This is a genomic window from Fibrobacter sp. UWB7, assembly GCF_900142945.1.
Taxonomy (GTDB): Bacteria; Fibrobacterota; Fibrobacteria; order Fibrobacterales; family Fibrobacteraceae; genus Fibrobacter.
This window is the reverse complement of the sequence record NZ_FRCO01000002.1, coordinates 1-25,400: the sequence shown is the minus strand read 5'-3', so window position 1 is coordinate 25,400 and position 25,400 is coordinate 1. Positions and strand designations below refer to the sequence as shown.

The 25,400-nt window shown below is 44.7% G+C and carries 21 protein-coding genes and 4 pseudogenes; 8 read left to right on the top strand and 17 right to left on the bottom strand.

Translation table 11 applies throughout. The features are described from left to right. Nucleotides 1-2: 2 nt before the first annotated feature. From BUC30_RS05615 to BUC30_RS05605, 3 genes are all read right to left on the bottom strand, one after another. Nucleotides 3-4,109 carry a C25 family cysteine peptidase gene (locus tag BUC30_RS05615; protein ID WP_073423955.1) on the bottom strand — a complete coding sequence of 1,369 codons (4,107 nt, stop codon included), beginning with the start codon at nt 4,107-4,109 and terminating at the stop codon, nt 3-5. 86 nt (nt 4,110-4,195) lie between these two features. Beyond that, a complete protein-coding gene (locus BUC30_RS05610; protein WP_073423954.1) occupies nt 4,196-5,080 on the bottom strand; it encodes a hypothetical protein in 885 nt (294 codons plus the stop codon). 36 nt (nt 5,081-5,116) lie between these two features. After that, on the bottom strand, nt 5,117-5,797 hold the full coding sequence (locus BUC30_RS05605) for a hypothetical protein (RefSeq protein ID WP_244536504.1): 681 nt from the start codon (nt 5,795-5,797) through the stop codon (nt 5,117-5,119). 33 nt (nt 5,798-5,830) lie between these two features. Here BUC30_RS05605 and BUC30_RS05600 point away from each other — a divergent pair, with 33 nt between their 5' ends. Next, nucleotides 5,831-6,322 (top strand): peptide chain release factor family protein, encoded by a 492-nt coding sequence (locus BUC30_RS05600; protein ID WP_073423952.1) that lies wholly within the window; start codon nt 5,831-5,833, stop codon nt 6,320-6,322. Between the two features lie 144 nt (nt 6,323-6,466). Continuing rightward, nucleotides 6,467-7,705 carry a lamin tail domain-containing protein gene (locus BUC30_RS05595; protein ID WP_073423951.1) on the top strand — a complete coding sequence of 413 codons (1,239 nt, stop codon included), beginning with the start codon at nt 6,467-6,469 and terminating at the stop codon, nt 7,703-7,705. Between the two features lie 198 nt (nt 7,706-7,903). Here the strand turns inward: BUC30_RS05595 and BUC30_RS05590 are convergent, their stop codons facing one another. Together BUC30_RS05590 and ruvX are read right to left on the bottom strand one after the other, a co-directional pair. Continuing rightward, the gene (locus BUC30_RS05590) at nt 7,904-8,362 is read right to left on the bottom strand and encodes a hypothetical protein (RefSeq protein ID WP_073423950.1); all 459 of its coding nucleotides are present in this window, start codon (nt 8,360-8,362) and stop codon (nt 7,904-7,906) included. 71 nt (nt 8,363-8,433) lie between these two features. Then, a complete protein-coding gene (ruvX, locus tag BUC30_RS05585) occupies nt 8,434-8,847 on the bottom strand; it encodes a Holliday junction resolvase RuvX (protein ID WP_073423949.1) in 414 nt (137 codons plus the stop codon). A gap of 91 nt (nt 8,848-8,938) precedes the next feature. Between ruvX and typA the strand changes: the two genes are divergently transcribed. After that, nucleotides 8,939-10,774 carry a translational GTPase TypA gene (gene typA / locus BUC30_RS05580; RefSeq protein ID WP_073423948.1) on the top strand — a complete coding sequence of 612 codons (1,836 nt, stop codon included), beginning with the start codon at nt 8,939-8,941 and terminating at the stop codon, nt 10,772-10,774. 112 nt (nt 10,775-10,886) lie between these two features. Here typA and BUC30_RS05575 read toward each other — a convergent pair whose 3' ends face one another. The 9 genes and pseudogenes from BUC30_RS05575 to BUC30_RS05535 all read right to left on the bottom strand — a co-directional run. Continuing rightward, entirely contained in the window at nt 10,887-11,123 is a 237-nt protein-coding gene (locus BUC30_RS05575; protein ID WP_073423947.1) for a hypothetical protein, read from the bottom strand. A 207-nt stretch (nt 11,124-11,330) separates the two neighbouring features. Continuing rightward, nucleotides 11,331-11,918, bottom strand: a complete 588-nt coding sequence (locus BUC30_RS05570; protein ID WP_073423946.1) for a hypothetical protein — start codon at nt 11,916-11,918, stop codon at nt 11,331-11,333. Then, the gene (locus BUC30_RS05565) at nt 11,908-12,093 is read right to left on the bottom strand and encodes a hypothetical protein (protein WP_073191747.1); all 186 of its coding nucleotides are present in this window, start codon (nt 12,091-12,093) and stop codon (nt 11,908-11,910) included. The genes BUC30_RS05570 and BUC30_RS05565 overlap by 11 nt, the downstream gene beginning before the upstream one ends. A 294-nt stretch (nt 12,094-12,387) precedes the next feature. Beyond that, nucleotides 12,388-12,969, bottom strand: a pseudogene (gene rhuM / locus BUC30_RS16505) (RhuM family protein); the annotation flags it as partial. Between the two features lie 290 nt (nt 12,970-13,259). Beyond that, nucleotides 13,260-13,871, bottom strand: a complete 612-nt coding sequence (locus BUC30_RS05550) for a hypothetical protein (RefSeq protein ID WP_073423945.1) — start codon at nt 13,869-13,871, stop codon at nt 13,260-13,262. 2 nt (nt 13,872-13,873) lie between these two features. Continuing rightward, nucleotides 13,874-14,566 carry a hypothetical protein gene (locus tag BUC30_RS05545; protein WP_073423944.1) on the bottom strand — a complete coding sequence of 231 codons (693 nt, stop codon included), beginning with the start codon at nt 14,564-14,566 and terminating at the stop codon, nt 13,874-13,876. Continuing rightward, nucleotides 14,559-15,911, bottom strand: a complete 1,353-nt coding sequence (locus BUC30_RS05540) for an AAA family ATPase (protein WP_073423943.1) — start codon at nt 15,909-15,911, stop codon at nt 14,559-14,561. The genes BUC30_RS05545 and BUC30_RS05540 overlap by 8 nt, the downstream gene beginning before the upstream one ends. A gap of 743 nt (nt 15,912-16,654) precedes the next feature. After that, nucleotides 16,655-16,768 (bottom strand): annotated as a pseudogene (locus BUC30_RS16285) (IS3 family transposase); the annotation flags it as partial. 369 nt (nt 16,769-17,137) lie between these two features. After that, a pseudogene (locus BUC30_RS05535) lies at nt 17,138-17,839 on the bottom strand (UDP-N-acetylglucosamine 2-epimerase); the annotation flags it as partial. A gap of 415 nt (nt 17,840-18,254) precedes the next feature. Here BUC30_RS05535 and BUC30_RS05530 point away from each other — a divergent pair. Beyond that, nucleotides 18,255-21,707 carry an SIR2 family protein gene (locus BUC30_RS05530; RefSeq protein WP_073423942.1) on the top strand — a complete coding sequence of 1,151 codons (3,453 nt, stop codon included), beginning with the start codon at nt 18,255-18,257 and terminating at the stop codon, nt 21,705-21,707. A 177-nt stretch (nt 21,708-21,884) separates the two neighbouring features. Here the strand turns inward: BUC30_RS05530 and BUC30_RS05525 are convergent, their stop codons facing one another. Together BUC30_RS05525 and BUC30_RS05520 are read right to left on the bottom strand one after the other, a co-directional pair. After that, the gene (locus BUC30_RS05525; RefSeq protein WP_073423941.1) at nt 21,885-22,292 is read right to left on the bottom strand and encodes a hypothetical protein; all 408 of its coding nucleotides are present in this window, start codon (nt 22,290-22,292) and stop codon (nt 21,885-21,887) included. Then, nucleotides 22,285-22,788: a Panacea domain-containing protein gene (locus BUC30_RS05520; RefSeq protein ID WP_211518006.1), complete on the bottom strand. Its 504-nt coding sequence runs from the start codon at nt 22,786-22,788 to the stop codon at nt 22,285-22,287. Before BUC30_RS05520 ends, BUC30_RS05525 begins: the two co-directional genes overlap by 8 nt. 220 nt (nt 22,789-23,008) lie before the next feature. Here BUC30_RS05520 and BUC30_RS05515 point away from each other — a divergent pair, with 220 nt between their 5' ends. The 4 genes from BUC30_RS05515 to BUC30_RS05500 are packed head-to-tail and all read left to right on the top strand — an operon-like array spanning nt 23,009 to nt 25,212. Beyond that, nucleotides 23,009-23,254, top strand: a complete 246-nt coding sequence (locus BUC30_RS05515; protein ID WP_211518005.1) for a hypothetical protein — start codon at nt 23,009-23,011, stop codon at nt 23,252-23,254. Beyond that, on the top strand, nt 23,229-24,272 hold the full coding sequence (locus tag BUC30_RS05510) for an LPO_1073/Vpar_1526 family protein (protein WP_073423940.1): 1,044 nt from the start codon (nt 23,229-23,231) through the stop codon (nt 24,270-24,272). Before BUC30_RS05515 ends, BUC30_RS05510 begins: the two co-directional genes overlap by 26 nt. 2 nt (nt 24,273-24,274) lie before the next feature. Further along, on the top strand, nt 24,275-24,820 hold the full coding sequence (locus tag BUC30_RS05505; protein WP_073423939.1) for a glycosyltransferase family protein: 546 nt from the start codon (nt 24,275-24,277) through the stop codon (nt 24,818-24,820). Beyond that, on the top strand, nt 24,817-25,212 hold the full coding sequence (locus BUC30_RS05500) for a glycosyltransferase (protein ID WP_073423938.1): 396 nt from the start codon (nt 24,817-24,819) through the stop codon (nt 25,210-25,212). Before BUC30_RS05505 ends, BUC30_RS05500 begins: the two co-directional genes overlap by 4 nt. Nucleotides 25,213-25,283: 71 nt before the next feature. Here the strand turns inward: BUC30_RS05500 and BUC30_RS16500 are convergent. Beyond that, a pseudogene (locus tag BUC30_RS16500) lies at nt 25,284-25,400 on the bottom strand (dTDP-glucose 4,6-dehydratase); the annotation flags it as partial.

The window sequence follows — 25,400 nt, the reverse complement described above, 5'->3', positions numbered from 1 at the left end:
ATTTACCTCGAAATCAACAGTTTTTGTTTTTTAGTCCAAGTTTGAGTTTTAGAGCCGGAAGTCTTGACTTCGTTCCGTACTACATAGTGGTACAAGCCATTAGCAAGCAAACGACCGTAATTGTCCTTGCCATTCCAGTGCGTGACACCGGACTTGGCATCCTTAATGACCTTGACGAGTCTGCCATGCTGGTTGTAAATGAATATCGTTACCCTCGAATCGGATTCAGGAGCGAGATTCTTGAAGTAGAATGTCGTGCCTTTTTTGCCGACCGGATTCGGGACGTTGAACACATCCGTAAGCCCGACCTGCAAAGACTCCGTAATCTGGAGATTGACGTACTTTATAGAGAGATTTCCAAGCACATCCAAGGCGCGCACCCTGAACGTATAGGTTCCCGGCGGGAACGCTTCCGTAGTCAACGTCTTGCGGGCAACAGCGCGTTTCGAAGACTGTTCCAGGAATGGAGCCGGATGGTACGGGGATTCCACACCGATGATATCAAACGTGATACCTTCATCTGCCTGTTCGCGGTAATCCAAAGCGGTTTCATCTTCTATAACGACCTGCAAGCATGCCGGAGTCTGCATCTTGACAAACTGGTTATTGGAGAATGAAGACGAAGAGCCCGCATAGCACGACTGGATACTAATCGACGGAGGCGTTTTGTCGTCCAGCGAGTCCGCATAATTCGAAATACCCGCAATCTTGATATTCTGTTCGAGAGAGCGACCGATAGCCACATCATTTGAAGAATAAGCCCAAGCACGCAACTCCGCAAGAGTATCACCGATATTGAGCTTTTTCGGAGTCACAAATTCGGTCTCGAAACGGCCGCCGACAACTGGAATAACTTCGGAATAAATAAGAGCGCCATCGTAAAGAACAGGCGTCGTCACATCATTGACGGACGTAAATTTCTTTTCAAATCGACCTTCACGAAGCGTCAAGGAAATATTGCCCGAAGACATCCCCGATACCGTTCCGGACAACTTCATCTTGTCCAAAGCCATGATAGAATCCACCGGGTTATCAAATTTAATTTTCTTCTCGGCGAGCGGCATACGGATGACCGGTTCGCCAATATAGACAAAGTGTTCTGCATTGTACATGCAATCTTTGTCGCACGCACCGCTATAAACGCTGTCTTTCGCCTTCATATAGGCAACCCCTAGGTAAATACCATTTTCGCCCAATGCGCGACGAATAAAGTTATGGGCAAAGACTTCGTTCGAGCCAGCATACGTTTCGCGAGCGGCACCAATAGCGGCAATAGCACCAACATCCGAAGCCATCACAAAGGTTTCCGACAAAGACCTCGTATCGCCTTCATCAAAGCGCCCAACAGTGCAGGCAAAAGAATTCAGCACAGTGTACTTTTTCTTGTTGGATAGTTTCGACACGTACGAATTTTTAAGCAAGCCTTCTGAAGCCCAAGCCACCTTTGAACCATGTCCAAAATACGTTGTCATCAAGGCGCCCTGGTTCATGACATTCAAGAAGTCATTCATGGCATCCATTTTCTGCCCCGCCGCATCGAACACATAATCCAAGAGGTAAATCTTCTTGAGGTTCAAACGGAAACCCTGCGAAGCCGCAACGGCATCGATAGCTCTTGCCAAAGTTTCTTGGTAACCCGTATGCTCGATAATATCTTTCTCAACAGAATTGCGATCGTCATCGGCAGCAAGCAAGAGCGTCGAACGCCATTCACTTTGATCAAACCAATTCACTTCGTCGTAATCGCGAGCCTTGCCGACGTAGCCATAGAATTCATCCACAGAAGAAACAGGCAAACGCCCTAAAGCCAAATCCAAATCGTACATTTTACCGCTACGCACGACTTCACCGGAATCGAGAGCGGCAAAGAAATCTTCCGTCACAGAAGATTCCTTTTCAAACGGAGGCATATAGTTCTTGCCATACTTGGCGTTGAACCCACGGTAGTCGTAATGACCGGAACCCGCCAACAACACAAAGCGCAAGTCCGGACAAACGCTACGGGCATAAGCGATATAGTTTCTAATCGCAATCGGCGAAAGCCTGCCTGCAGTATAATGCCTATAAATATTTTCGACAGCGACAACAGCCGTTTGAAGAGGGCTTGCAGACTTGTCACTAGAACGGAACACCGCCAAGGATTCGGCAGGCGCCAGGAATTCTTCGGGCGTAATGATGAGGTATTCCGTCTTCGAAGAAATTTGCGAAAGCTTCTGCACAACGTTCTGCGAGGCAAGCGGAATCCCCTCAATAGAGAGCGTCTTACGTCGATCCGCATTGCGGCGGTCCTTGCCATTCAAAAGCAAATAGCGGACATCATCATTGTAACCGATGCTATCAACAGCAACCCCGTTCGTAACCTTCAAGTACCCTACGGGAACATTGTCCTTGAACTTTACCAAGCGGAGATTTTCGTTTTTGCCCACCGGGATGCGGACAATGCCAGTAGCAAAGCCCGGCAACATCCATTCCGCAGAATCTATAGAAACCGCAGTCGGATCCCACTGGTAAGCGACAGAATAGCCATCAAAGCGGTCGTACTGGTAATCGTTGGGGTATATTGTCAATTCATATTCGTTCCCGGACTCTTTCAAGGAATAGACCTGCATTGCAAAATTGCAGCCCGGCAAAATAGTACCATCATTCCAGTAATCTTCTTGCGCTTTTAATCTCGAATGGAATTCGTCATTTACCCTCATTCCAAAATGAATGAACTTAATTCTATCGGCATAACTAAAAGCTGTAGAGAATTTATAGCTTGTAGACTGGTCGACATCTTTAGAAGAACTCAAAGAACGGTACGGGAAAAATGAAACCGCAACAAAACCTTTACCGCCAGAAACAAGTCCCGGCAATTCCGTAGTCGGCATGTGCAAGCCCAGTTCCGAAGAGGAAACTACAGTCGTATCTTTTCGAGCATGCCAAACCCAGAACCATTCCTTACCGGTCGTCTTTTCCCAGTCAATGGACTTTCCATAATAAGTATCGCGCAACAGCACGTCTTTTTCGCCACGGACGTAACGGAGCCATTCAATATCCTTCGGCGTAGATTTCGGTTCGGAAAGTGTTTCTAGGCGTAGCCCCTTCCCCACTTGCTTGTATCCCAAAATAAAATGCTGGGTCGAGGAATACGGCGAATACGAATGGAAATACGCCATGCTCGTTCTAGGAGAGCTTAGCGGTTCTGCATCGATTCGTTTCCAGAAAGCGCTGCCATAGCCAACGAAATAAAGGGAGTCGCCATCATCGAAAATGCCGTTGGAATTGCGGTCATCGACTTTGATGGGCAGTTCAAGCAGCTGGTTCGGGTTACGGAGCTTGGAACCCGGAGCCATGTCCGCAAGCGTATCCGGCGAGACACCATACAGGCAGAGCTTGTCAACAGAAATTCCATCGAGCTCACTTTGGCGCACAACCTTCAAAAGCGAATTGCGGATTTGCTTAAAGTCGACCGCATACATGCCGTCTTCGGCAAATGTCGCCATGTTGTCGTCACCCACCACAAATTCGGCGAGCTGCACCATATCATCAATTTCAGAGCGGGCTTCCTTGCGCAAGACTGCATTTGATCGCCCTGCAATACCAAACTGGGAGGCTCCCTTGGTATTTTCCACACGCATGAGCGCACGGGCACCAGGATTTCGACCGCTGGCAGTAGCCGATGCAAACTTGACATTCAAGCGGAAATTCTCACGTAAAGCGATGGAGGCGCCCTGCTTCACATAAAGAGGTACCTGCACATCGATCATCCACACATTGTCCTTGAGGAACGGCGAAGACATCGTGATGGACTGTTGCTTTATCAAAACGGATTTGCAAAGCGATGAACCTAGCGGAGTAAGCTTGCTGTTCGTCACAGAGACCGAAGGCTTATCACCAGACGGCAGCGCCAAGCGATAATTGCGGAATGGAGCCCCATCCTTAAAAAAGGCATTTTCAGGATGGAATTGCTTTCCCGAACCGTCTTCACAAGACACTTCAAACGAGCTGAGGACTTCGTCGTCTAAAATAAACTGTTTCCTGGAATCTTCAATGACAGAAGACGCCAAGCTAGAAACTGCTGCACAGGCAACAAATAGAATCTGAAATTTTTTGATGATAGATTTCACGAATTCTAAAATAGTAAAAAACAGAAATGGAGATGCCCGCTCAGCGGCGGGCATGACAAATGGTAACATCTTTTTGGGTGTTAAAATTAGGGTCTTGTAATGACCATTTCCAAAAATCCGTTGCCCGTTGTACGCATTTCAATCATTTCGCCGCTAGAAGCCTTGGCTTTAAAGACTGTTATATACTCCGGAGGGACACCCTTGGAAAGAATCATCTCGATTTCCTTAGCCGAAATCACGGATTTTGCGTTCCACTTGTCCATATACCAGTGCCATGGCTGCCAGTTGAAAATGCCACGGGTCGACTGCACAAAGGCACGGAGCATCATAGAATATTCATACTTCAAAAAACCGAGATAGTCGTTCACTTCGGTACGCTTTTCGACAATAGTCTTCTTTGCAAAATCGGGATCGTAACGGAGCGGGGTTTTATCGGGATTGTCATACGTAAAACGAATCATCTTGTCCAGCACAGAGATTTTCAAGTTCGGACGGTCGAGATGCACGAACTCCTTTTCAGAAATTTGTTTGTAATCTCTGAACACGACATCGGGAGAAAGGACCTTGTTGAGCTTCAGCTGAACCGGCTTACCATCGAGAGCCCCAAGTTCGTAAAAGACAATGACCTCGCCCGCCCCCTTCGGCAAGAGCACAGCAAGCAACGGCTTTGCGCGTTCGGTAATCGCCCAAATCATCTTCGGCTTGTTCGTCGAATTCAGAAGCGGGTCCAAGACCTTCATCACGGACGGATCACGAACGCCGTTCACGTCCCATTCCATCCACGTTCCCGTACCGCCGACAGAATCGAGCACGTCAAAAAGGCGCCCGCCTAAAAAGCCATCCTTCGCTTCGATAGCGCCATAGATTTTAGTCGAGCCCACCGACTTTGCTTTCGCAGAAGATGCGGGTGCAGCAAACGCAGAAGTCACAAGAATGGAAAAAAGCGCACAAACCGCAAGAAACTTACGCATAGACACTATACCTTGATTTGAAGTCCGAAAAAAGAATTAAAAACCAATAGGCTCAAACAACGATTCGTCCAAACGCGAATACTGCAAGTGGTACTTTTTGTCGAGCCAGTAAAGGGCAAGCTTTGCACCAGTCCAGTTTTTCTTCGCAGCAGTCGCTTCGACACCCTTCGTGATGAGCGGGAGCGTTTCAATCAAGTCGAGTTTCCACTTGGTATCGTCCCAGTTAAAGAGCATAATCGGAACCTTCGGGCTTGAAGCAAGTCCAACACTTCCGCGGTCGTTCCTGACTTCGAACGGTCCCATTTTCACGTGGTCCACCACATCCAAAAAGCCGCTATCGTAAAGGAGCAAGTAAAGCATGCGGTAATCCGGCACGGTCCAGAGGTGTTCGCGTTCGTAAAGCCTGTAAAGCACGATGGCGTAGGCTTCGTAGAACTGGCATGTGTCCATAGCGGCGGCATCATAAGACTTGGCGTGGCTTTCGAGTTCATTAAGCCAATCTTCCGAAGGGTCCGTCAAAAAGTCGAGCAAGATATCGTGCGGAGCGCGGTTTTTGACCGAGGACTTGAACAGTTCATACATCTCTTCGAGCATGACAAGCTTTTGAGATTCCTGGGCTTTGACCTTTGCGTCACGGACGGCTGCCGTCTCGGTTGGTTCACCCGCAGAGCCTTGAGAAGACCCGGCACAACCCGCCATAATTGCAAAAACGCTCACCAAAAGCGCTAGAACTATTTTATTTTTCAGAACATGCATCGCGATACCTACCTGAAAATGAATCTGGATGAACTTTTACGCGCCTGTTCCCTGAAAGGTTATCAGGGCAGCGGGCCCGGCGGTCAGCATAGGAACAAGACCAATACCGGCGTTCATCTTTCGTTACAACAATATAATTTAGAAATTAAGTCTTCCGAAAGCAGGAGCGCAAAAGAGAACAAGATTCACGCCCTCCATCGCATGCAAATGGCGCTCGCGTTGAACGTTCGCGAAGAACCGCCCGCCGTCGAGATGAAATTCCCCGGGAGTAACGGGCATATCCAGCCGAGCAACCCGCAGTTTCCGCTGTTTGTGGCACACGTCTTTGACATCATGGCGACTAAAAACGGCGATACAAAAGCCGCAGCGGCGGCGTTCGGGCTGAGCCCGAGTGCGCTCGTGAAGATTTTACGGCAAGACAAAGCCTGCGCAGCGAAGTTGCAAGGGAACCGCGTCGAGAACGGGAAAAGCAAATTGCATTTGTAAAATGCGGCTGCGGGATGCGCGCGGAATGACAAATACAATCGTGCGGAATTCGGTTTAGAAAAATTTACAGAAATTTAGCGGAATATTTGGAGCAAACTTGCGTGTTATATACGTGTAGGACCAACCATTATATCAGGAGGTTATATGAGTCCTACAACAAAAAAACACGTCTGCCGTTGTGCGGCTACGGCTCTTACCGCTCTTGCACTCTGGAATTGCTCTGACGAATCCAAGGCAGAATCCCCCATCACCATCGAAATCGGCGAAACCGCGAACGTTGCGCTCAAGCTGGACTATACCGAAACGCCCTTGCTCGACAGCCTTGTGCTGGACTGCTATGGCACGGATACGGTCCACCTCGTGCATTCCATCGAAAAGAAGTCGTTTAATCTCGACCTGTTCCCGGGTGACGACTGGACTTTTGAAGCGAAGCTCTACGCGAACGGTGCATTAATGCAAAAAGGCGAAGTCACGACAGCCCTCGAAGCAGGTTCCGCCGTGAACTTGAACATTCCGATGCATGCGCTTGTCGGTTTTGTCTACGTGAAAATTCCGATCGGCTTCGGCAACCCGGCAGGCATCAAGAAAGGCGAAATGAAGCTCACCAGCGGAGACGAAACGTTCACCTACCCCATGGTGTTCGATTCGGACAACGTCACATTCACCAGTGACGACCTCAAGCTCGACCGAGAATACCACATCGCCATCTCGATGCAGGACGAAAGCGGAAAGACTATTTTCAGCATGGAAGACGACTTCACGCTTGACGAAAACACGCCTATTCCGAATTTCCAGATTGAATCGCTCCGCAGCAAGATAGCACTTGCCATCGACATTGCGAAGGACGTGAATTTGCAGGTATCGCTCAAGCTCCCCGCCATGAAGCGTTCGCCAACCACAAATGACATCGTGGTCAGCGAGTTCTTTGTGCAGCCGAAGGATTCCACGCAGTACACGTTCGTGGAATTCTACAACGGCAGCACGGACACGCTCGTTTTGGACAAATGCACGCTTGGGAAAACTTCGAACGTGAGCGGTGCGGCAGAAATCGCCACCATGACGCTCCCGCCCAACGAGGTGCTTGTCGTAGGCACCAGTGAAACCGCTGACATTGCAGGCATTTACAGGTACACCGAAAGCATGCCGCAATTCGGCAAGACTTCGGGTTCGATTGTGTTGCAGTGCAACGGAAACGTTCTCGACTCGCTCTATTACGGCAAGGCGGATACGCTTCACGTGACTCCGCTCCCCATCGGGTCTTCTTCGGCGGCGGTACGCAAGAGTACACAGCTCAATATCGGGTTGTGGAACAAGCGTAGTGAACCGGATTCCTGGTGCACGGACACGCCTACGCCGGGCGTGATTTCCGCCTGCGGGAATTAACGATTAAAACGGATCGTCACTGGATTCTTCGCTACGCTCAGAATGACGAGAGAGAGTCCGGCATGACAAATAACAAGGTCGTCCCGTTTTGGGGCGACCTTTTACAAGATGGCGATGCCGGAATGGTTCGGCATGACAGCATAAACAAGACTTTACTGGGTCCTTCCGCCTTCGGCGTCAGGATGACGAGAGTGCGGTTTAAGCGTGGATTTGGGAGCTGGCGCGTTCGATGTCGAACAGGCGACGCAAGTTTTCGGCCTTGGCCGGTTCGCGTTCTTCCGGGAGCGTCAGCGGACCCATGTTGATGGCGACCAAGATTGAACCCGGATAGTTGTTCACGCGCTTGATGAAATCGCTGACGGAAACACCTTCGGTGTAGAAGTCCACGACGAACGTATCCCAGTCGTCTTCTTCGAGCTGCTGCAGAGCTTCTTCTTCGGTCTTCACGGCCTTGAAGTAAGCGCCCACGAGCAAGTCCGAAAGGACTTCGAGGCAGGCTTCACGGCGGACATCGTCTTCTTCCCAAATCAGGATACGACGGTCGCTGTAGTCACGGACTTGCGGGACAAAGTTTTCTTCGGCGTTCAATGCATCGAGCATCGCACCGTTGGCTTCGTCCATTTCTTCATCATCAAAATTATCGATTTCTTTAGCCATGATTAAAATATAGTAAAAAGTAACTTAACTGGATTCTTCGCTACGCTCAGAATGACGAAAAAGCGAAGTGGTTATGGGTTCTCGTCGAACCAGCGCTGGAGTATGATAGCGGCAGCAGTGCGGTCGATAATGGCCTTGTTCTTCTGCTTTTTCTTTTTGCTCATGTACGAGGTGAACTCCTGCGCCTGCACGCTAGAGTACGATTCGTCCTGCGTATGGATTTTCATTCCCGGGAAGCGGAGCGAGAGGTCCTTGATAAAAGCCTCCACCACCACGTTCTTGCCATCCTTGCGGCCATCCGGGTGGTACGGCATCCCGACGACAAATTCGTCAATCTTGTTGAGGCGCACGAGCTGGTCCAGGCGCTCGAACAGGTTCGTCGTCTTCTGGTCAATCGTCTCGCGCGAAAACGCCATCTTGAGCTCGGAATCGCCAAAAGCGACCCCGACACGATGCTCTCCGTAATCCAAAGCCAAGTAATTCACGCCCCTAAATATAGAATACGAACGCTAAATATTGCATTTTTCCGCTCATTTTTCTATCTTTGCGCCGAAAATTAAAGCCAAACGGTAAAATATGGATCAATCAAAAATCAGAAACGTTGCCATCATCGCCCACGTTGACCACGGTAAAACAACCCTGGTGAACCAGCTCCTCAAACAGTGCGGAACCTTCCATGAAGGTGAAGAAATCGTGGACCGCGTGATGGACTCCGATAACCTCGAACGCGAACGCGGCATTACCATCCTCTCCAAGAACACGAGCGTGATGTACAAGGGATACCGCGTGAACATCGTCGATACCCCGGGGCATGCTGACTTCGGTGGCCAGGTGGAACGCGTTTTGGGTACTGTCGATGGCGTTATCCTGGTGGTTGACGCATTCGAAGGCCCGATGGCCCAGACCCGCTTTGTGACGCAGAAGGCTTTGCAGCTCGGTCTTACCCCGATCATCGTCGTGAACAAGATCGACCGCGACGGCTGCAACCCGCTCCTCGCTTTGGACAAGGTCTTTGACCTGTTCTGCGAACTCGATGCATCTGAAGAACAGCTCGACTTCGACAAGGTGTTCGGTAGTGGCCGTAAGGGCATTTGCCGCGCCGAACTTGAAGACCCGGATGGCGACTTCAGTATCTTGATGGACAAGATCATCGAACGCATCCCGGCTCCGAAGGGCGATCCGAATGGTGAACCGCTCCTCCAGATTGCTTCCCTCGAATACTCCAGCTTCCTCGGCCGTTTGGCTGTAGGTCGTGTACAGCAGGGCGTGTTCAAGCCGAACCAGACTTACGCTCAGGCATTCCCGGATGGCACCGTCAAGACCATCCGCCCGCAGAAGATCCTCCGCTACGAAGGCCTCACCCCGAAGCCGATTGAAGAAGCCGGTCCGGGCGAAATCATCCTCATCGCAGGCCTTGACTACTTTGACATTGGTGACACGCTCAGCGCAACAAGCAATCCGAAGCACTTGCCGCGTATCCACATCGACCCGCCGACCATCTCCATGCTCTTCACGGTGAACACCTCCCCGCTCGCCGGCAAGTACGGTGGAAAGTTCATGACGGGTAACCAGCTCCAGGAACGTTTGGAACGCGCCCACATGGCAGACCCCGCCCTCCTCGTCGAAAAGGCAGAAGGCGCATCGACGTTCAAGGTTTCTGGCCGTGGCATTTTGCACCTCACGATTCTCGTCGAAAACATGCGCCGTGAACTTTACGAATTCACCATCGGCTCTCCGCAGGTGATTTTCCAGAACGACGAAAACGGCAAGCTCCTTGAACCGGTGGAAGACTTCAAGGTCGAAGTCCCGAGCGAATTCAGCGGCGCCTGCATCCAGGAAATCCAGCAGCGCAAGGGCGAAATGGTCAACATGACCACCGACGACAACGACCGCGTACAGCTCGAATTCATCGTCCCGTCCCGTGGCCTCATCGGTATCCGTCCGAAGCTCCTCTCCCTCTCCAAGGGTTATGCCGTGACGCAGTCCTTCTTCAAGGAATACCAGCCGTACAAGGGTGAAATCCCGGCACGTATCAACGGCGTGCTCATCGCCAAGGAACCGGGCGAAGCCGCAAGCTACGCTCTCTCCAAGCTTGAAGATCGTGGCTACCTCATCATTGGTCCGGGTGCAGAAGTTTATCCGGGCATGATTGTTGGTGAACACAACCGCGACGTCGATATCACCGTGAACGTCACGAAGGGCAAGCACCTCACGAACATGCGTGCAGCAGGTTCTGACGACATGATCCAGCTCACGCCGTACCGCCGTATGACTTTGGAAGAATGCGTGACCTTCATCAATGAAGATGAATGCATCGAAGTCACTCCGGAAGTGCTCCGCATCCGCAAGACCGAGCTCGACCCGATCAAGCGTAAGCAGATGTCCAAGAAGCCGGCTGAAGACGACGATTAATTCGCGATTCACAAAGCTTAAAAAAGCACCCTGCGGGGTGCTTTTTTTTTAAAGCTTCTTTAAATTGACGAATCAAAAAGATAGCAGGACATCACCCTGAGCAAGATTTATTTCAAACATTCTTTACACTCAGCGCAGACATGATTTCACGTTCATTCTTGACCATATCGCGAACCTCTTTGTCGGCATCAATTTCATCAAGGATTTCGCTCATGCGAATAGAGGTATTTTCGCCTTCTTTCCATGCAGATGAATGGGATTTCTGCACCAAGCCTTCAAAAGAGAGCCCCGCATTATCGTCAAAGGATTTTTGAAAAACCTCTACATCCGATTCGGAGAGACAATCCATGTTACATTTCTTTAAAATGTCGAAAAAGCCCTTGTCGTACTGGGTAAATGCGCCGATCCTGTTCCGGAAGGCGTTCCCTGCTGCGCAGGGGCGGGCTCTCGCGGCATAGCCGCAAGTGGCTGGAGGCCTATAACGCAGAAAGCGGGAAACGAGACTCTGTCGCCTTAGACCTTCAGCTTAACAATTCGCGCCGCGCTCTGCTTAACTTCAAATTGTCTTCAGCAGTTGCAAAAGAGTCTTGTCCGTGGCCTTGGCGTTCCTCGTCCCAAACTCGACAAAATGGTTCTGCGCACAATAGAAGTCTAGGAGTTTCTTCTTGTTTTCACACTCCAGAACGCAAAGGACACCCCCAACCCTATGCTGGAGCAGCGAAATTTGCTCCATAGCTAGCGACAGCAATTCCTCTCCTGTAATCGAGTCGTTAAGCCCCGGCTGGAAGTTCTTGCCAAGTTGGGCAATAAGGTACGCCGGAATATTGTATTCCCCTTCATCCAGCGTGCTCATTCGAGAAAGTTTTCTCTGGACCGTCCGGGACACATTTTGCGCCTTTACCGAAATGGTCTTAATCGCCAGCGAGAAATATCCCAGAAACGCACCATTCTTTTGAGAAAAGACGAGATAACTCACAGCTTGGTGCTTTTTAGCGAAATCGACAGCCGACTTCTTCAAGAAACTCTCGACGTCCTTGTTCAGAGGGCATTCATAGAGAGCGCAGAGATCCGACAAGATCTCTTCCATGGGAGCATCACATAGATACTCCATGATGTTTACGACAAAATAAGATTTAGAAGCCATGTTTCTTTCTAAGGAGAGCTAGTTTTCTCAAACTGTAAACTCCGCTTAGAACATCGGCCTTGACGCGGCTGACGGAAACAGGGGCCTTCAGGGAGCGGTCCACAGCCTTAACGAAGGACTCCAGTTGCCTGGTCCCGACCACGTTAAAGTTCTTCTTTATGCTCGATGTTGCCATGTTTTACCTTCTAGCGAAATATACATTAATCCGAACAAAAGCGCAAGCCTGTCTTCGACAGCCTAGACAGAATTCCCGTCCCTCACAAAGTATATACACATTTGTTCACCACTAAATATACACAAATGCATGGCGATTGTCAATAGCCCCTCCCCCATGTCATCCCGGCCTTGTGCCGGGATCTCATGCAACTATTGTCGACATCAAGAAATCACGGGCGTTCCCTGCTGCGCAGGGGCAGGCTCTCGCGGCACGAAGTTTTCACTTCTTTTCTTCAATCGCTTTCGCTTCATTCAGGAACTTGTTGAGGCGAAGCGCCCAATCTTCCATCGTCATGGGAATCTGCCGTTTCGCCTGATCTTCGCAATGCTGACATCCGACTTCTCGATTTTCCCGTCAGGCGCCTTGCGCCAAGTCGTCAAGCCCATGTGCGTCTTTTTCGCATCGGCGCGTTCCATAATGAGTTCGGCAGCTGTATGCCGGTGGATAGCCCAGTGCAACTTGTTCTGCACATTTGCGAAAAAATCCCTTGTCGTGACGGCATCCCGGCTGTAATGCGCGGATAGAATTCACGCGGTATCCCACCGAAATTATCGCATCGAGATTGTAGAATTTGGTATTGTAAGTCTTGCCGTCGGCGGCAGTATGTGCAAATTTTGCACATACTGAAATTTCTTCCAACTCGTTGGTCTCAAAAACGTTCTTTAAGTGCTTGGTGACTACGAACCTTTCGACATCGAACAGCCTTGAAACTCAGTCCTGCGTGAGCCACACATTTTCGTCCTGGATGCGCACTTCTATCGAATCCTGAGAATTCTGCTTGGTAAACACCAAGAAATCGATGGTACTATTGCGAATCTGCAACGTTTTGCTCATTTCTACCTCAGAATTCAACACAACAGGCTCTTTTTTGTTCATTTTCAACTCCTTCCTTGCGGACAAGCAAAAACCGCAAGGTATAAAGATACACATTTGTTCACTATTAAATATACACAAACACGAGACGGCTGTCAATAGGTCCGCCCCGTTTTTTGCTGGAATTTTCTGTGGCCTTATTCTCGTACGCCTTATTTCAGCAACAAGAGGGACTGCAAATGGCAGGGGGCCTAACGCGGAACGCGGGAGACGCGATTCCTAAAAATCGCTCAAGACAACAAAATTAATGTTTATACAATCCCAATAACGTCTTTCAAATAAAAAGCAGGGGTAACCATAGCAATTTTTCCTCCAGTGTCGTCACACATTGTTCCGTGCATAATCCCATGACACAGCGTTTTTTCTTTTTTCATTTCAAACACGCCATTTGTGGAATAACCCAAATCTAAAATGGGACCACCAGAATAACCGCCAACACTTGGATTTTCTAGGCAGAAAAAAATGCATTCCTGTTTCGTATCAAATCTAGGATATCTGAAAAATCCAGATGAAGCAAATGAGCGAAATGTAAATGGGGAAAATAATCCTTCTGTACCTAAGCCTCTAGGAAATCCGATGCATGTTAACTCAAAATCTCTAGAAACAGATTCTTGTTTTAGATTAAAATGATCCATGGGTAAAAATTTTCTCCCATTTAAGAACTGTATATTAGAGGTGGTTGGTTGTGTCTTTTCGTTTGTCTCTTTTGCAACGTGGTTGGCAGTAACTATCCACAAGAATACATTACCATTTCTAGCTGGCGAAGTGACAAAAATTCCCGTTCCTACAACATAGGATCCGTCTTCCTTAGGCGTTTTTAATTCGCAGACGACAGTAAAGGCGTCATCTCTTTTAAGTATCATATTTAAATATTCCCGTTCTTATAAATCACCTGTGCATTTTCCGGATTCCATCGTCTAGAATTTCCCGATGTCAGCACCGGAATGTTCGGGTATTGCGTAACAAGGTCGCTATTTTTCTCGTAAGCCACCCCAACAACAGAAGACTCTCCCCCAACAGGCAATGACGAGATAACCACATGCAGAGTTCTATCCTTATAACGGCGCAAATAAAAACGCCTGTCATTTCCTTCAGCAATAATCGCCGGACTTCTCAATGTTTCAACGATACACCCCGCATATTGGGCTCGTCGAATATCGAAACGGTACTCATGACCGCCACACAGGTGCTTTGCACGAAACTCAATCGTCCTGCATTCATTCGCTTCATGTTCGGATTTTTCAGGATCACGGTCCGGAACATCCAAATGCACGGCAACGCCATCCGGCCCCAAGACTACCGGATTGGCCTTCAGCAACCCAACTACTGCAGCAACAAGCTCCGCCTCTTTTTTCTGGCACAAAATCGGTGCATCCACACTCTCCGCCGGAATAAATGGCTTCACCGACTTCAACTGAAAACCAATACCAACTTCGTTCCAAGAAGAACATGGAGTCTTTTGCGTCTGAATGGGCCGTGGCGTCGCAAGTGGTTTCGTCTTGCTGGAACGGCGCATACCCGCGATTAACTCGTTAAATCTTTTCTCGTCGTTACCCATCCGATTCCCCACTTGCGTAATCAAACAGATTGGCATAAGATTCGATATTCGGTACGCCGCCAAGACAGCCGTCAAGATACAACTTGGGCAAGTTTCGGTCCTTACGAATCTTGGCTTCCTTTATGATGAATTCATCAAGCGAAGACAATTCCGTCGCCCCAAATTCGGCATTACGTTCGGCAATCCAAATTTCATCGCGACGCAAAACATCCTGGTCCATTTGTTCAATATCGTGGTTCGTCAGCACCAATTGCGAACGGGTATCCTGGTTCCTAGTTTCAAGGAATGAAGCTAGCAGTTGCTTTACCAGATTGGTATGCAGGCTCCGATCAAGCTCATCAATGACATAGCAACAGTCCGAACCTAGTGAAACCAGATCGTTGAAAGCCGGGAACAGGTGCAGGCACCGGCGTGTACCGTCGGAATTCTCGGAAATTTCAAACGGGACCAGCGAACCATCCACACCACGATGATACGAAATCATCTTGTAACATTTAAGCTCTCCGTTCTGGAATTCAAACCGATAAAAATCATCGTTGTTCCCCATCGCCAAGACATTGATGGTTCCCGAAGAAAGCACCCTGACAATCTCGGCAATGTAATCCTTTGCGAAAAAGTTCGAATATTCCTCAAAAGGCTTAAAGTCTATCTTCTCGATGCTGGTATCCAGCTTATGCAAAACCATAGAAAGCTTGTCCGTCGGCATAGTCTTGTCCGTAAAGCGAATAAGGCGGCTGGTCGGCGTAAGCACAACGAGCTTGAAACGGAACCAGAAATAAATCTTTTTAAGTTCTTCAAGGCCGGGAACATCTTGAATCTGCATATAAGACAGAGCAAGCCGCTGCTTCAGGGTTCCCTGAATCGCATTACGAGCTTCCTTCGGCATGGAGGGTTCGAAACTGAACATTCCATTTTCATCACGTTCAAACACGGCCTTCAAGCGTTTGCCACGAGCTCGTTCAAGTTTTTCCCAAGCAACAAAGCCTTCATGGCTAAGTGCAAAATGGTAATGATACATCCGGTCATCAATCGTGAACGTGAACTCGAATTCACTGTTTTTCGAGACATTTTCAGGGTCAATCCTGAACGAATCCACCGGCTCCTTGTGATAGGGGTCAAAATCGGTAGAGGTTATCTGCCCCACTGCAAAATCGATGGCCTTGACCAGGTTAGACTTACCTGCAGCGTTAGCTCCAAAAACAACAGCAATCGGCAAAACATTCAGCTTGTATTCCGGCAAATACTGAATGTGGTTCGCATGCTGTTTTTCCTTGCTCGCAATCATGGACAAAGACGTCTTTTCCTTGAAGGATTTCCAATTCGAAACGGTAAAATTCAGCAGCATATATCATCTCCTGTACCATAATATAGCAAAAAACAGCAAAAAGTCAATGTTTTACGAGATTTTTTCTCGCAAAATTCACGTTTTATGTATAATTCTTCTGAAACGCTTCGATTCCGAAGACATGGGTAGCTGACATTGACCAAATCTGGTTCATCGAAAAGACATATCCCACCCTCAATTGTAGTTACTTTAGCGAAAGTCCATTAGTATCATCAAAAAAGCTAATGGAAACGATTGGACGGCTTGGCCGCACCATACAGACAACGATAAACAAAAGGAAAAGATAAAACAATGAAAACTCTTGGCTACATCTATGGAGTAATTCTTCACGTTTTGAATAACAAAATTAGTGTCGATAAAGCACTAGAGATGATCAGGGCGGTGCTTTCAGAACTAGACAAGGAATCAGTACAGAAACAATAACGCTTCATAAAAGAACTCATTTTCCCATAAAATGAGTTGGTTGTTCGGTTTTTCCGAACAACCACTTTTTCGCACTCATCAAAGCCCTTGTCAGCTACCCATTTTTAGGACTGGTTTAAAGTATACAAAAATTCTGGGCCGTTGTCACAGCGAACGTTGCTCGTTTTGCCTTTCTCCCAAATGATTTCCTCCATGAACCGAATCAAGCGGGATGCCGGTATGGAATGCGCAACGGCTTTCGCTTGTTGAAATGAATCGCCAATTCGCCTCAGTCATATTGGCTCATGCAAGCATGGCCAATACGACGTTCGTCTCTAGAGTTTTTTTTCGATAACCTCGCGGAGAATTTCGTTGTCCAGGGCGAGATTGGCGTACATCTTTTTGAGCTTGGCGTTCTCTTCTTCGAGTTCCTTGAGCTTTTTTAGCTGGCTGGCATCAAGTTCGTTTACGCTTTTGACGATTTCCGATTCGGAATGAGTCAGTTTCTTCATGGCTGTTCCTTTGCTACCAAAGGTAGCATTTTGACGCAGGCGGAATTGCCTTTTGTCTAGTTATGAACAGTCCTAATTATGGGGACGCTTACAACTCGTCCTTCGCATAGGCGGCCACCGCATTCGACACCGGGCGTTCCCTGCTGCGCAGGGGCGGGCTCTCGCGGCATAAAATTGCGGCCTCACGCCGCAATTTTTCAGACTAGAGGGCCGAGCGCGGGATACGAGCGGCCCTCCCGGCCCTACGGGCTTCGATCCCTAACGCAAAGAGTCCCGCCATAGCGGGACTCTTTCAATTTCAAGAGCAAGATTCTAGAACTTTCGCCAGACCATCTTGTTGACGATGCCGGTGTAGCTCTGGATGATCTTCACGACCTTGGTCGAGACGTTTTCTTCGATGTAGTCCGGCACGGGGATGCCGTAGTCGCCGTTCTTGTTCATCGTGACGGCGGTGTCGACAGCCTGCAAGAGGGACTTTTCGTCAATGCCGGCGATAAAGAAGCAGGCTTTGTCAAGCGCTTCGGGGCGTTCCGTGCTGGTGCGGATGCAGATTGCCGGGAACGGGTGACCGACGCTTGTGAAGAAGGAGCTTTCTTCGAGGAGCGTGCCGCTGTCGCTCACGACGGCGAATGCGTTCATCTGCAAGCAGTTGTAATCGTGGAATCCGAGCGGTTCGTGCTGAATCACGCGCTTGTCGAGCTTGAAGCCCGAGGCTGCAAGGCGGTTACGGCTGCGCGGGTGGCAGCTGTACAGAATCGGCATGTCGTACTTTTCGGCCATCTTGTTGATGGCGGTAAAGAGGCTCGTGAAGTTCTTTTCGGTGTCGATGTTTTCTTCGCGGTGGGCGCTGAGCAAAATGTACTTGCCCTTTTCGAGCCCGAGACGTTTGTGAATGTCGCTAGCCTCGATTGCAGACAAGTTCTTGTGCAAGACTTCGGCCATGGGGCTGCCGGTTACGTATGTGCGTTCCTTGGGCAAGCCGCAGTCAGCGAGGTAGCGGCGAGCGTGTTCATTTCCGACAATTCCCTTGTATATCTGGCATATTGCAACATAAAAAACGTACCACGCCCTTGACGAACTGAATCTTAATCGTTCAGCAACAATGTATAAGGTTCGATTAAAAATTTTACAACTTTACTCATGTAATCAAACAACGAACGATGACACTATTTGATTGACATTCCCCCTAATTTTCATACTCCTTTGCTCAGCTTAGTACTCTGTATTTTTCAGTTCTACTTTTAAAATATCAAAGAGTTATTTTACTTGTTCATTATTCGCAACAGGAAAAGCGTCTATTCGACAAAGAATATGCACATCATGCATTAACAAAAAAACATAAGCACTCTTTCGGGACTTCAAAATCTGATGATTTATCCGAGATGTTATATTATATTATTTCAAGAAACTTGTAAAAAGGACTATCCAGATGTCTAATTCGGAAAAATACACAAATATCTATCCTGCTTTTGAAAGCAAAGATTTTGATTTTTTTAATGAGTTTAACAGTCAAAAAAAGAAGAAAAACGAAATTAACTTTTGCCTAGCATACATTCAAAATAGATTACAGCATCAATCCATCTCAGCTATAGTAGGCGCAGGTTTTAGTAAAAATGCAAATTCAAAGTTTCCCGATTGGGCAACATTATTGACAGACGCATATTCAGAAATGTACCCACCCCCAAAAAATACAGCAAGCGATAATGACACTTATAAAAAAGATATTGCTAAAATAATTCACAGAATGGGTGAACCATCCATTGCCTCAGAATATGAAAAATTTAAAGGAATGCGTGAATCTTTAGACATTTACCTAGAAAAGCACATATCTGAGATTCAAAGCTCTAAACTAAATCTTGATATTCATCAAGAATTATTGAATCTCAACTGGTGCGACATTATAACAACAAACTGGGATTGCCTGTTGGAAGAAGCTAATAAAGCAACTAACCAGTATAGTTTAGTTACAAATGCAAAAGATTTGAGAATCAACAATAAAAAAAGAATTATAAAAATACATGGTTCAATAAGAGAAAATCCAACAGCAAAAGACAGCTACAAATTTGATGGTTGCTTCGATCATCTTTACATAATAACTGATAGCGACTACAACAATTATCATATAAATCATGAAGGATTCTCAAACTTCATGAGAGTTAAAATGTTAGAGAATTCTCTTTGTCTATTCGGTTTCTCCGGCAATGATTGGAACTTCAGATTTTGGATAAAAGAATTAAAAAGAATGATGACAAAAGGTGGAGAAAAGAAAAATTTGAATCCAATTTTTCTTTTTGATACAAAAACAGAAAAACATGACGAAGATGAAATCCAATTTTTTGAAAACAACTACATCATACCTTTAAAGATAGATGACGTATTAAAATGTATCAGTAAAGATTTTGAAAAAAATAGTCCAAAAGCAAACAATCAACCTATACGAGAAAAATTTTCTCAAATATTTAAATTTTTCACCCCGAAAAAAGAGAAAATACGTTCTATACAGGATTCTAATAAATATAAAAGGGAAAGATATTTGTTGCAAAATTTCATAAACAGCACAGATGAAAATTCTCTATTAAAATTTATTCGGGAATATCCAAAATTACCACGATTTAGATTCATCAACTTACCATATAGCCAAATAATTGTAAGAAGAATACAGCCCGTTTTTTCACAAATAGAAAAATGGACTGAACATGAATATTTTTTCATTTATACATGGTGCATCAACAATTTTTTTTCATTATCACAATTATTCACATCAACCCAGATTAACAGCATTATTAAGCGATATATAGAGAAAAAATACTTTTTAAAAAAGGCTAACGAATTTGCAGAGTTAATTTTCAAACACTACGTCGATTATGGAGACGAAAATCAAATTAACAAATTCGCTGAAATAATCGGCCGAGAAAAAGATGATTTAACATTCTATTACAAAAGTAAATTTTTTATCAAGAAATTGGAGTACAAAAAATTAACTAACCTTCTAAATAAATGGGACATTGAAAATAGAATAAAAGCAAATCCTCGTTTTTTGCTAGGGAAAATCAATGCCTTAATAGCGTTTGAAAATTTCCGTTTTCACAGCAGTCATTCTACGCAAATTGAAAACTTATTCGAGCAAGCATCACATGCGAGCAACAACAACGAATATTCACAATTGCACACATTTATTCTTTTGTACTACGCTTCTTACTTGCGAAATTCAGGAAAAGAATATCCCCAACACGTTCAATCTGAACTCGATGCATTAAAAAACAAAAAATGCGATTATCCCTACGATTTTATAAAAAACCTATCCCAAAAACAAAATAACGAATCAATTCGGCCAAATTCAAAAAAAAGATATCAAAATACAATAACTCTTTCTACAGATAACTTTTGGAGTCTTTCTTCAAAAAGAATTATAAATTTCTTTGAGTATACATCCCTATCAATGTATTTTTTCTTACCAGAAAAAGATTTTATAAAACTTATTGAAAATAGCACCAACAAATCTGATTATTTATTATATCTGTTTTCTTTAGCAATTCCCTATTATGGACACAGTTCAGATGAAGATTTCTTACAATGCGTTATACCAGCTATTTGTAGGAACATCAATTCAACACAAAAAGATTACATTTTCAACAAAGCCTTCGAAATTTTCAAAATAAAAATAGAAAATAAAGAAGACCTCAAATCCTATTGTTACATAATGGATGAACTTACAAAAAGGGCTGACACCGCTTTTCAACAAAAATATTTTGATTTCTTTTACAAGCACTTTTTCGAGCAAGGAGCACAGCAAAGCGTCCTAGAACAACTTGTTGATAAAGGTCGTATTTGGGGAATATACAACCCTTTTTTAAATTTTTTAGCAAACATCAACGACGAGAAAATATACAAACAATTCCTAGACTGGGTTATTGAACGCAAATTGGCTGAAGGATCAGACGCATTTTCTGGTTATCAATCTTATTATGACAAGCTTCTCCAAAATACACAAATGAATGATTTTTTGAAAAAATATTTTCATTCATCACAAATCAAGAAAAAACTTAAGAAAAATATTGACAGATCATTGTACCTAATTCTTGATGCACACTATTTTCAAGACCCAACAATAAAAGATTTTGCAAAAAAACATCTCTCTGATAAAATGTCTTTAAATATCAATCCATATTTCGTCAAAGAGTGCTATTCAACAAAATTAAAATCTAAATTATTAAATCTCATTACAACAAAAAACTACAACATGGAGAGTTCCGCGGAATGGCCTATATGTGATTTCATTGACATTTTACATAAAATAAATAAACTTACAGTAAAAGACCTTTGTCTAATTTGCCAAACCATAACACCAAGAATCAAACGACAAATTAATGACAATTATAGAGATTGTAGTTCTCTATTCGAATGGAATTTAGACAATTATTACGAAATCATACAAGAAGCAGCATCAGACTTACACGCAGAACAAGAAGAATTTGTTAAAGAATGTCTCGATCTATTAAGTCCTAATTATAAAAACAATGCTAGGAAGATCTTAAAATATGATTGGCTAAATACAGCATCCGATCAAAATCTCAGAAATAATTTTGACAAAGCATTTTCATACGCAGAATTTTTACACCAAGAAGATAATCTAATACAGTATATCGGTTTGATGCTTGCCAAAATTTTAACACAAGACAATCAAATTTTTGAAGCAATACTGCAAATTTTCACATACAAATGTCAAACTGATGTCTGGCAAAAAAGAATAACAAAAAACAAAACAATAAAATTTTATGTAAAATGTCTCATAGAAAAATTTCAGAATAATATTCCAATGTGCTATGATGACATTTTTATAAAAGAGCAAATTGGTTTGCTAAAGAAAATTTTCAATTATTAAACAATTAAAGTCAACTTCAATTACCCAAGGATAAAAAATATCTCATCAAAAAAACGGAAAGATAACGTTGCACGGAGCATTTTTCAGAAACTCGATAACAAAGAATCGACTCTGAAAAAAAATAATCAAAAAGGCGGCTATCGGAAATGAAAGTCGCCATTCAATTAGACTTCGACTTCATTTCCCGTGATTGTAGACTTCTCCGAATTCATGCTCAATGAATATCACGTTGAATATATTCCCAATTCTGTGCCCTAAAAAAACGTGATTATCTCCGGAGGTACGCATAACAATCAGACTCTCAATTCCAGAAGGGACTAGATTCCGAGCAGCTTCTGTTAGAGAGGCAACCTTCATAGACTCTATTCCTGCAATTCCATGCCTGTCGGTGGTATAAGCAGCGGCCCATGTTTGGGAAGAAATCTTGGATAACCGCTCAAGGTAGCGAATGAAAAAAGCCCCATCATTCGTTGCCGTGTTGTAGCTATAAGATTTCAAGTTCTTGAACGAAAAAACTATTTCCTCATTTTGTGGATTGCTGATAGCACCAAGCGTAGGAGTTAATTTCTTTAATTTTTTAGCCATCAAGTTGACGCAGGAAAAAAGTTCTCATTGATTCATTGGAGATGACGGTACCTCTGTCGTGTGGAATTGCGTTCATCCATGGAGGTTCACTATGAGTTAAGTCCATCAATCCTATGGCAGAATATGATTTGTAACGTTCGTACACTTGGAACAGCAAGTCTTCTTCTTGTGAGGTTAACTGAATCAGTTGCGGATCATCGTCTGGAACAATTCCATTGCTACCAAATTTTTTATAGTAATCATAGACGGAAGGAACAACAGGTCCGTACATCCACGATTCTACGTTGTCCGTAAACAACGGGGTATTGAAGATAGCCAAATGAAAGCCCTGCTCGTAATATAGCAACTTTTGGAGCTTCAAATTAGACAAACGTTCGCCACCATTCGCTGTGTCAATTTCGGCATACTTAATTAGTCTATTTGCTATTTGCAGTGCATTGGGCATAACGGGAACCTCTTCTTCAAATATAGCATTTAACTGATTATAAAGTGACACAACCAGTCTCTATCCAAATGTATACTATTTCAGAAAAAATGTCAATAGGTAATTAAAATCTTTAACAAAAATGTCCGTCAGAAACTTTTTGTTTTCATCCGTTCATTATAGCATTTCCGTAATTTTCTATTATTTTCTCATTGAAGTATTCAAGCCATAGAGCAATGATGTTGATTTATACCGACAGTACCCCAACACAAAGCTAAATTGAGGAGCATGCGTGCCTGATTCGTCTTTGAGTATACTGGATTTTATCGCCAAGAATAAAGAGTGGATCTTTAGCGGGATAGGTGTATTTTTCCTATCCCTGTTGATTACATTTGCTATTTATTTCATAAAAGGGCATAAAAAGGGCGGTTCTTCCCAGTCCCAAAAGTCGGGAAAGAATTCGGTGAATTTGCAATCTAAAGGTTCGATTACCATTCATGGAGGAGTTCGCAATGGACCAAACTCAAAAGACCGGTAACGATTGTACAAATCTCCAAGCTGGGAACGATATAAATGTCTTTAACGGAGTTCCGTATACCGAAGCTAGGCAAATTGCACTAGATGTGTTCAACGCCAATTTTATGAAATTGGTTGGCGTAGCGAAGGATGTTGCCGAAGAACGGGCTAATAAAATCACTCAGTCATTCCTCGAAAAATTGATGAAGGAAAATCCTGCCGGGTCGGCTTCTGCAAAAGATCCAGATTTCCAGGATTCTTTGTTTACAGTCCAAAAGGAATATGCCAAATGCGGTGATTCGGACATGGGAAATATTCTCGTTGATTTGTTGGTTGACCGAAGCAGGGAGCCTAGACGCAGTTTAAAGCAAATTGTCCTTAACGAATCCATACGAACGGTTGCCAAACTTACGGAAAATCAAATTGCAATTTTGTCAGTTATATTTATCCTAAGATATACCGTAAACAATAGTATTATAAACCAAGAGACTTTTGGAGAATATCTTGACAAATATCTCTTACCCCAAATGAAATTTATCGCAGATTCAAGAGCTGCTTATGAACATTTGGAATATGCCGGCTGCGGAACAGTTCAAATAGGAAGCATTGAGTTATCTCAAGTTTGGCAAACCGGTTACCAGGGAATTTTTTCTAAAGGTTTTAATAATGAAAACTTTGATATAGGCAAATTATCTCCGGAATCTATATCAAAATTTATTATGAAATGTATGAATGACCCAACAAAATACCAGATAAGAGCATTGTCTTTGAAAGAATTAAATAAAAAGATTGCAGCAGAATCTGTCTCAGAAAATGAAGCCAATTACATTAGAGAACTATTTGGCAAAAACAAGATGACCCCAGATGAAATGAAAGCAAAAATTGTTGAAATTCGCCCATATATGGCAGATTTTTATGATATTTGGGAAAAATCGTCTATGAAGAGTTTTCAGTTGACAAGTGTCGGTATCGCGATTGGTCATGCAAATCTTCGGAAAAGTCTTGGGAACTTTGCAGACTTATCGATTTGGATCAATTAAAAATGACCTACTTGATGGCTGACATTTCTGGACGGAGTCCGGTTTACGATATTCCCTTGTGCGAGGCGTTGCATAAGGTGTTGCCTCCGGTGTACCATCTAAAGCTGCTGGCTCCGAACATCGATCCAAAAAATGTTGATTTTGATTGTGGCAGGCTGTTTAACATACTCCCCCACAGGTTGCAAAAAAGCAAGAGGAAACCGTTCCGTGCAATAAAGGCTCTAACAGTCATCTTAAACTACATAAATCTTATTGCGCGGGTTGCCATAAAGAAACCGGATATACTGCATTTGCAGTGGTTGCCGCTTGTCGAGGTTTCTTCCATTGAAAAGTACTTCCTTAAAATTCTGCGATTCTCTGCGCCGAAAACCAAGTTCCTGCTGACAATCCACAATGTCTACCCGCACGACAGCAGTGATGTGAACAAGCAAATTTACAAGGAACGTTTTTCCAAAGTCGAGCCGTATATTGACAAGTTTATCGTCCATCTAGAAACAACAAAGCAGGAATTCTGTTCCGCCTTCGGGATTTCGGCAGAGCGTACTTGAACGAATTGAAAGAAAAGAAGCAAAACGCAAACATCGAGTTCATTCCCGAATATGTATCCGACGAGGACCTATACAAATACATAGCCGATTCGGATATAATCGTCCTACCCTATCGCGAAATTTCGCAAAGCGGAGTCCTTTTACTTGCGCTGAGCACGAAACGGTTAATTATAACCTCCGATATACCTAGTTTCAAGGAGACACTTGAGGGCTTGGGCGAAGACACATTCTTTGAAAACGGGAATGCAGCAAGCCTGTCAAAGTTGATAAAAAAGTATGCCGACGGACTGGTTGACGAGAAAAAACAACTAGACATTATCGAAAGTCTAGAAGCCAAATATTCGTGGAACAATATTGCAGAAACTTATAAAAGATTTATAACCGAGCTATAAAGTCCGTGAAAAACAAATTTCCTGCCCGAATTTCTTCAGGCTGGAGATTTTCGCTTTAAAAGACTTAACAATTACCTATTCTTATACATCGTCTCGTAATACTTTTCGTAGTCGCCGCTAGTGATGTTGTCCAGCCATTCCTGGTTGTCCAGGTACCAGCGCACAGTCTTTTCGATACCCTCTTCGAA

Excerpts from the sequence above, each read along its gene's own strand:
- BUC30_RS05525 (WP_073423941.1), bottom strand. The coding sequence starts at position 22,292 with ATGGCTAAAAAATTAAAGAAATTAACTCCTACGCTTGGTGCTATCAGC.
- BUC30_RS05545 (WP_073423944.1), bottom strand. The coding sequence starts at position 14,566 with ATGGGTAACGACGAGAAAAGATTTAACGAGTTAATCGCGGGTATGCGC.
- BUC30_RS05600 (WP_073423952.1), top strand. The coding sequence starts at position 5,831 with ATGCATCGCGATACCTACCTGAAAATGAATCTGGATGAACTTTTACGC.
- BUC30_RS05505 (WP_073423939.1), top strand. The coding sequence starts at position 24,275 with ATGACCTACTTGATGGCTGACATTTCTGGACGGAGTCCGGTTTACGAT.
- BUC30_RS05530 (WP_073423942.1), top strand. The coding sequence starts at position 18,255 with ATGTCTAATTCGGAAAAATACACAAATATCTATCCTGCTTTTGAAAGC.
- BUC30_RS05510 (WP_073423940.1), top strand. The coding sequence starts at position 23,229 with ATGGACCAAACTCAAAAGACCGGTAACGATTGTACAAATCTCCAAGCT.
- BUC30_RS05540 (WP_073423943.1), bottom strand. The coding sequence starts at position 15,911 with ATGCTGCTGAATTTTACCGTTTCGAATTGGAAATCCTTCAAGGAAAAG.
- BUC30_RS05595 (WP_073423951.1), top strand. The coding sequence starts at position 6,467 with ATGAGTCCTACAACAAAAAAACACGTCTGCCGTTGTGCGGCTACGGCT.
- BUC30_RS05570 (WP_073423946.1), bottom strand. The coding sequence starts at position 11,918 with ATGGCTTCTAAATCTTATTTTGTCGTAAACATCATGGAGTATCTATGT.
- BUC30_RS05550 (WP_073423945.1), bottom strand. The coding sequence starts at position 13,871 with ATGATACTTAAAAGAGATGACGCCTTTACTGTCGTCTGCGAATTAAAA.
- BUC30_RS05590 (WP_073423950.1), bottom strand. The coding sequence starts at position 8,362 with ATGGCTAAAGAAATCGATAATTTTGATGATGAAGAAATGGACGAAGCC.
- typA (WP_073423948.1), top strand. The coding sequence starts at position 8,939 with ATGGATCAATCAAAAATCAGAAACGTTGCCATCATCGCCCACGTTGAC.
- BUC30_RS05610 (WP_073423954.1), bottom strand. The coding sequence starts at position 5,080 with ATGCGTAAGTTTCTTGCGGTTTGTGCGCTTTTTTCCATTCTTGTGACT.
- BUC30_RS05565 (WP_073191747.1), bottom strand. The coding sequence starts at position 12,093 with ATGGCAACATCGAGCATAAAGAAGAACTTTAACGTGGTCGGGACCAGG.
- BUC30_RS05575 (WP_073423947.1), bottom strand. The coding sequence starts at position 11,123 with ATGGATTGTCTCTCCGAATCGGATGTAGAGGTTTTTCAAAAATCCTTT.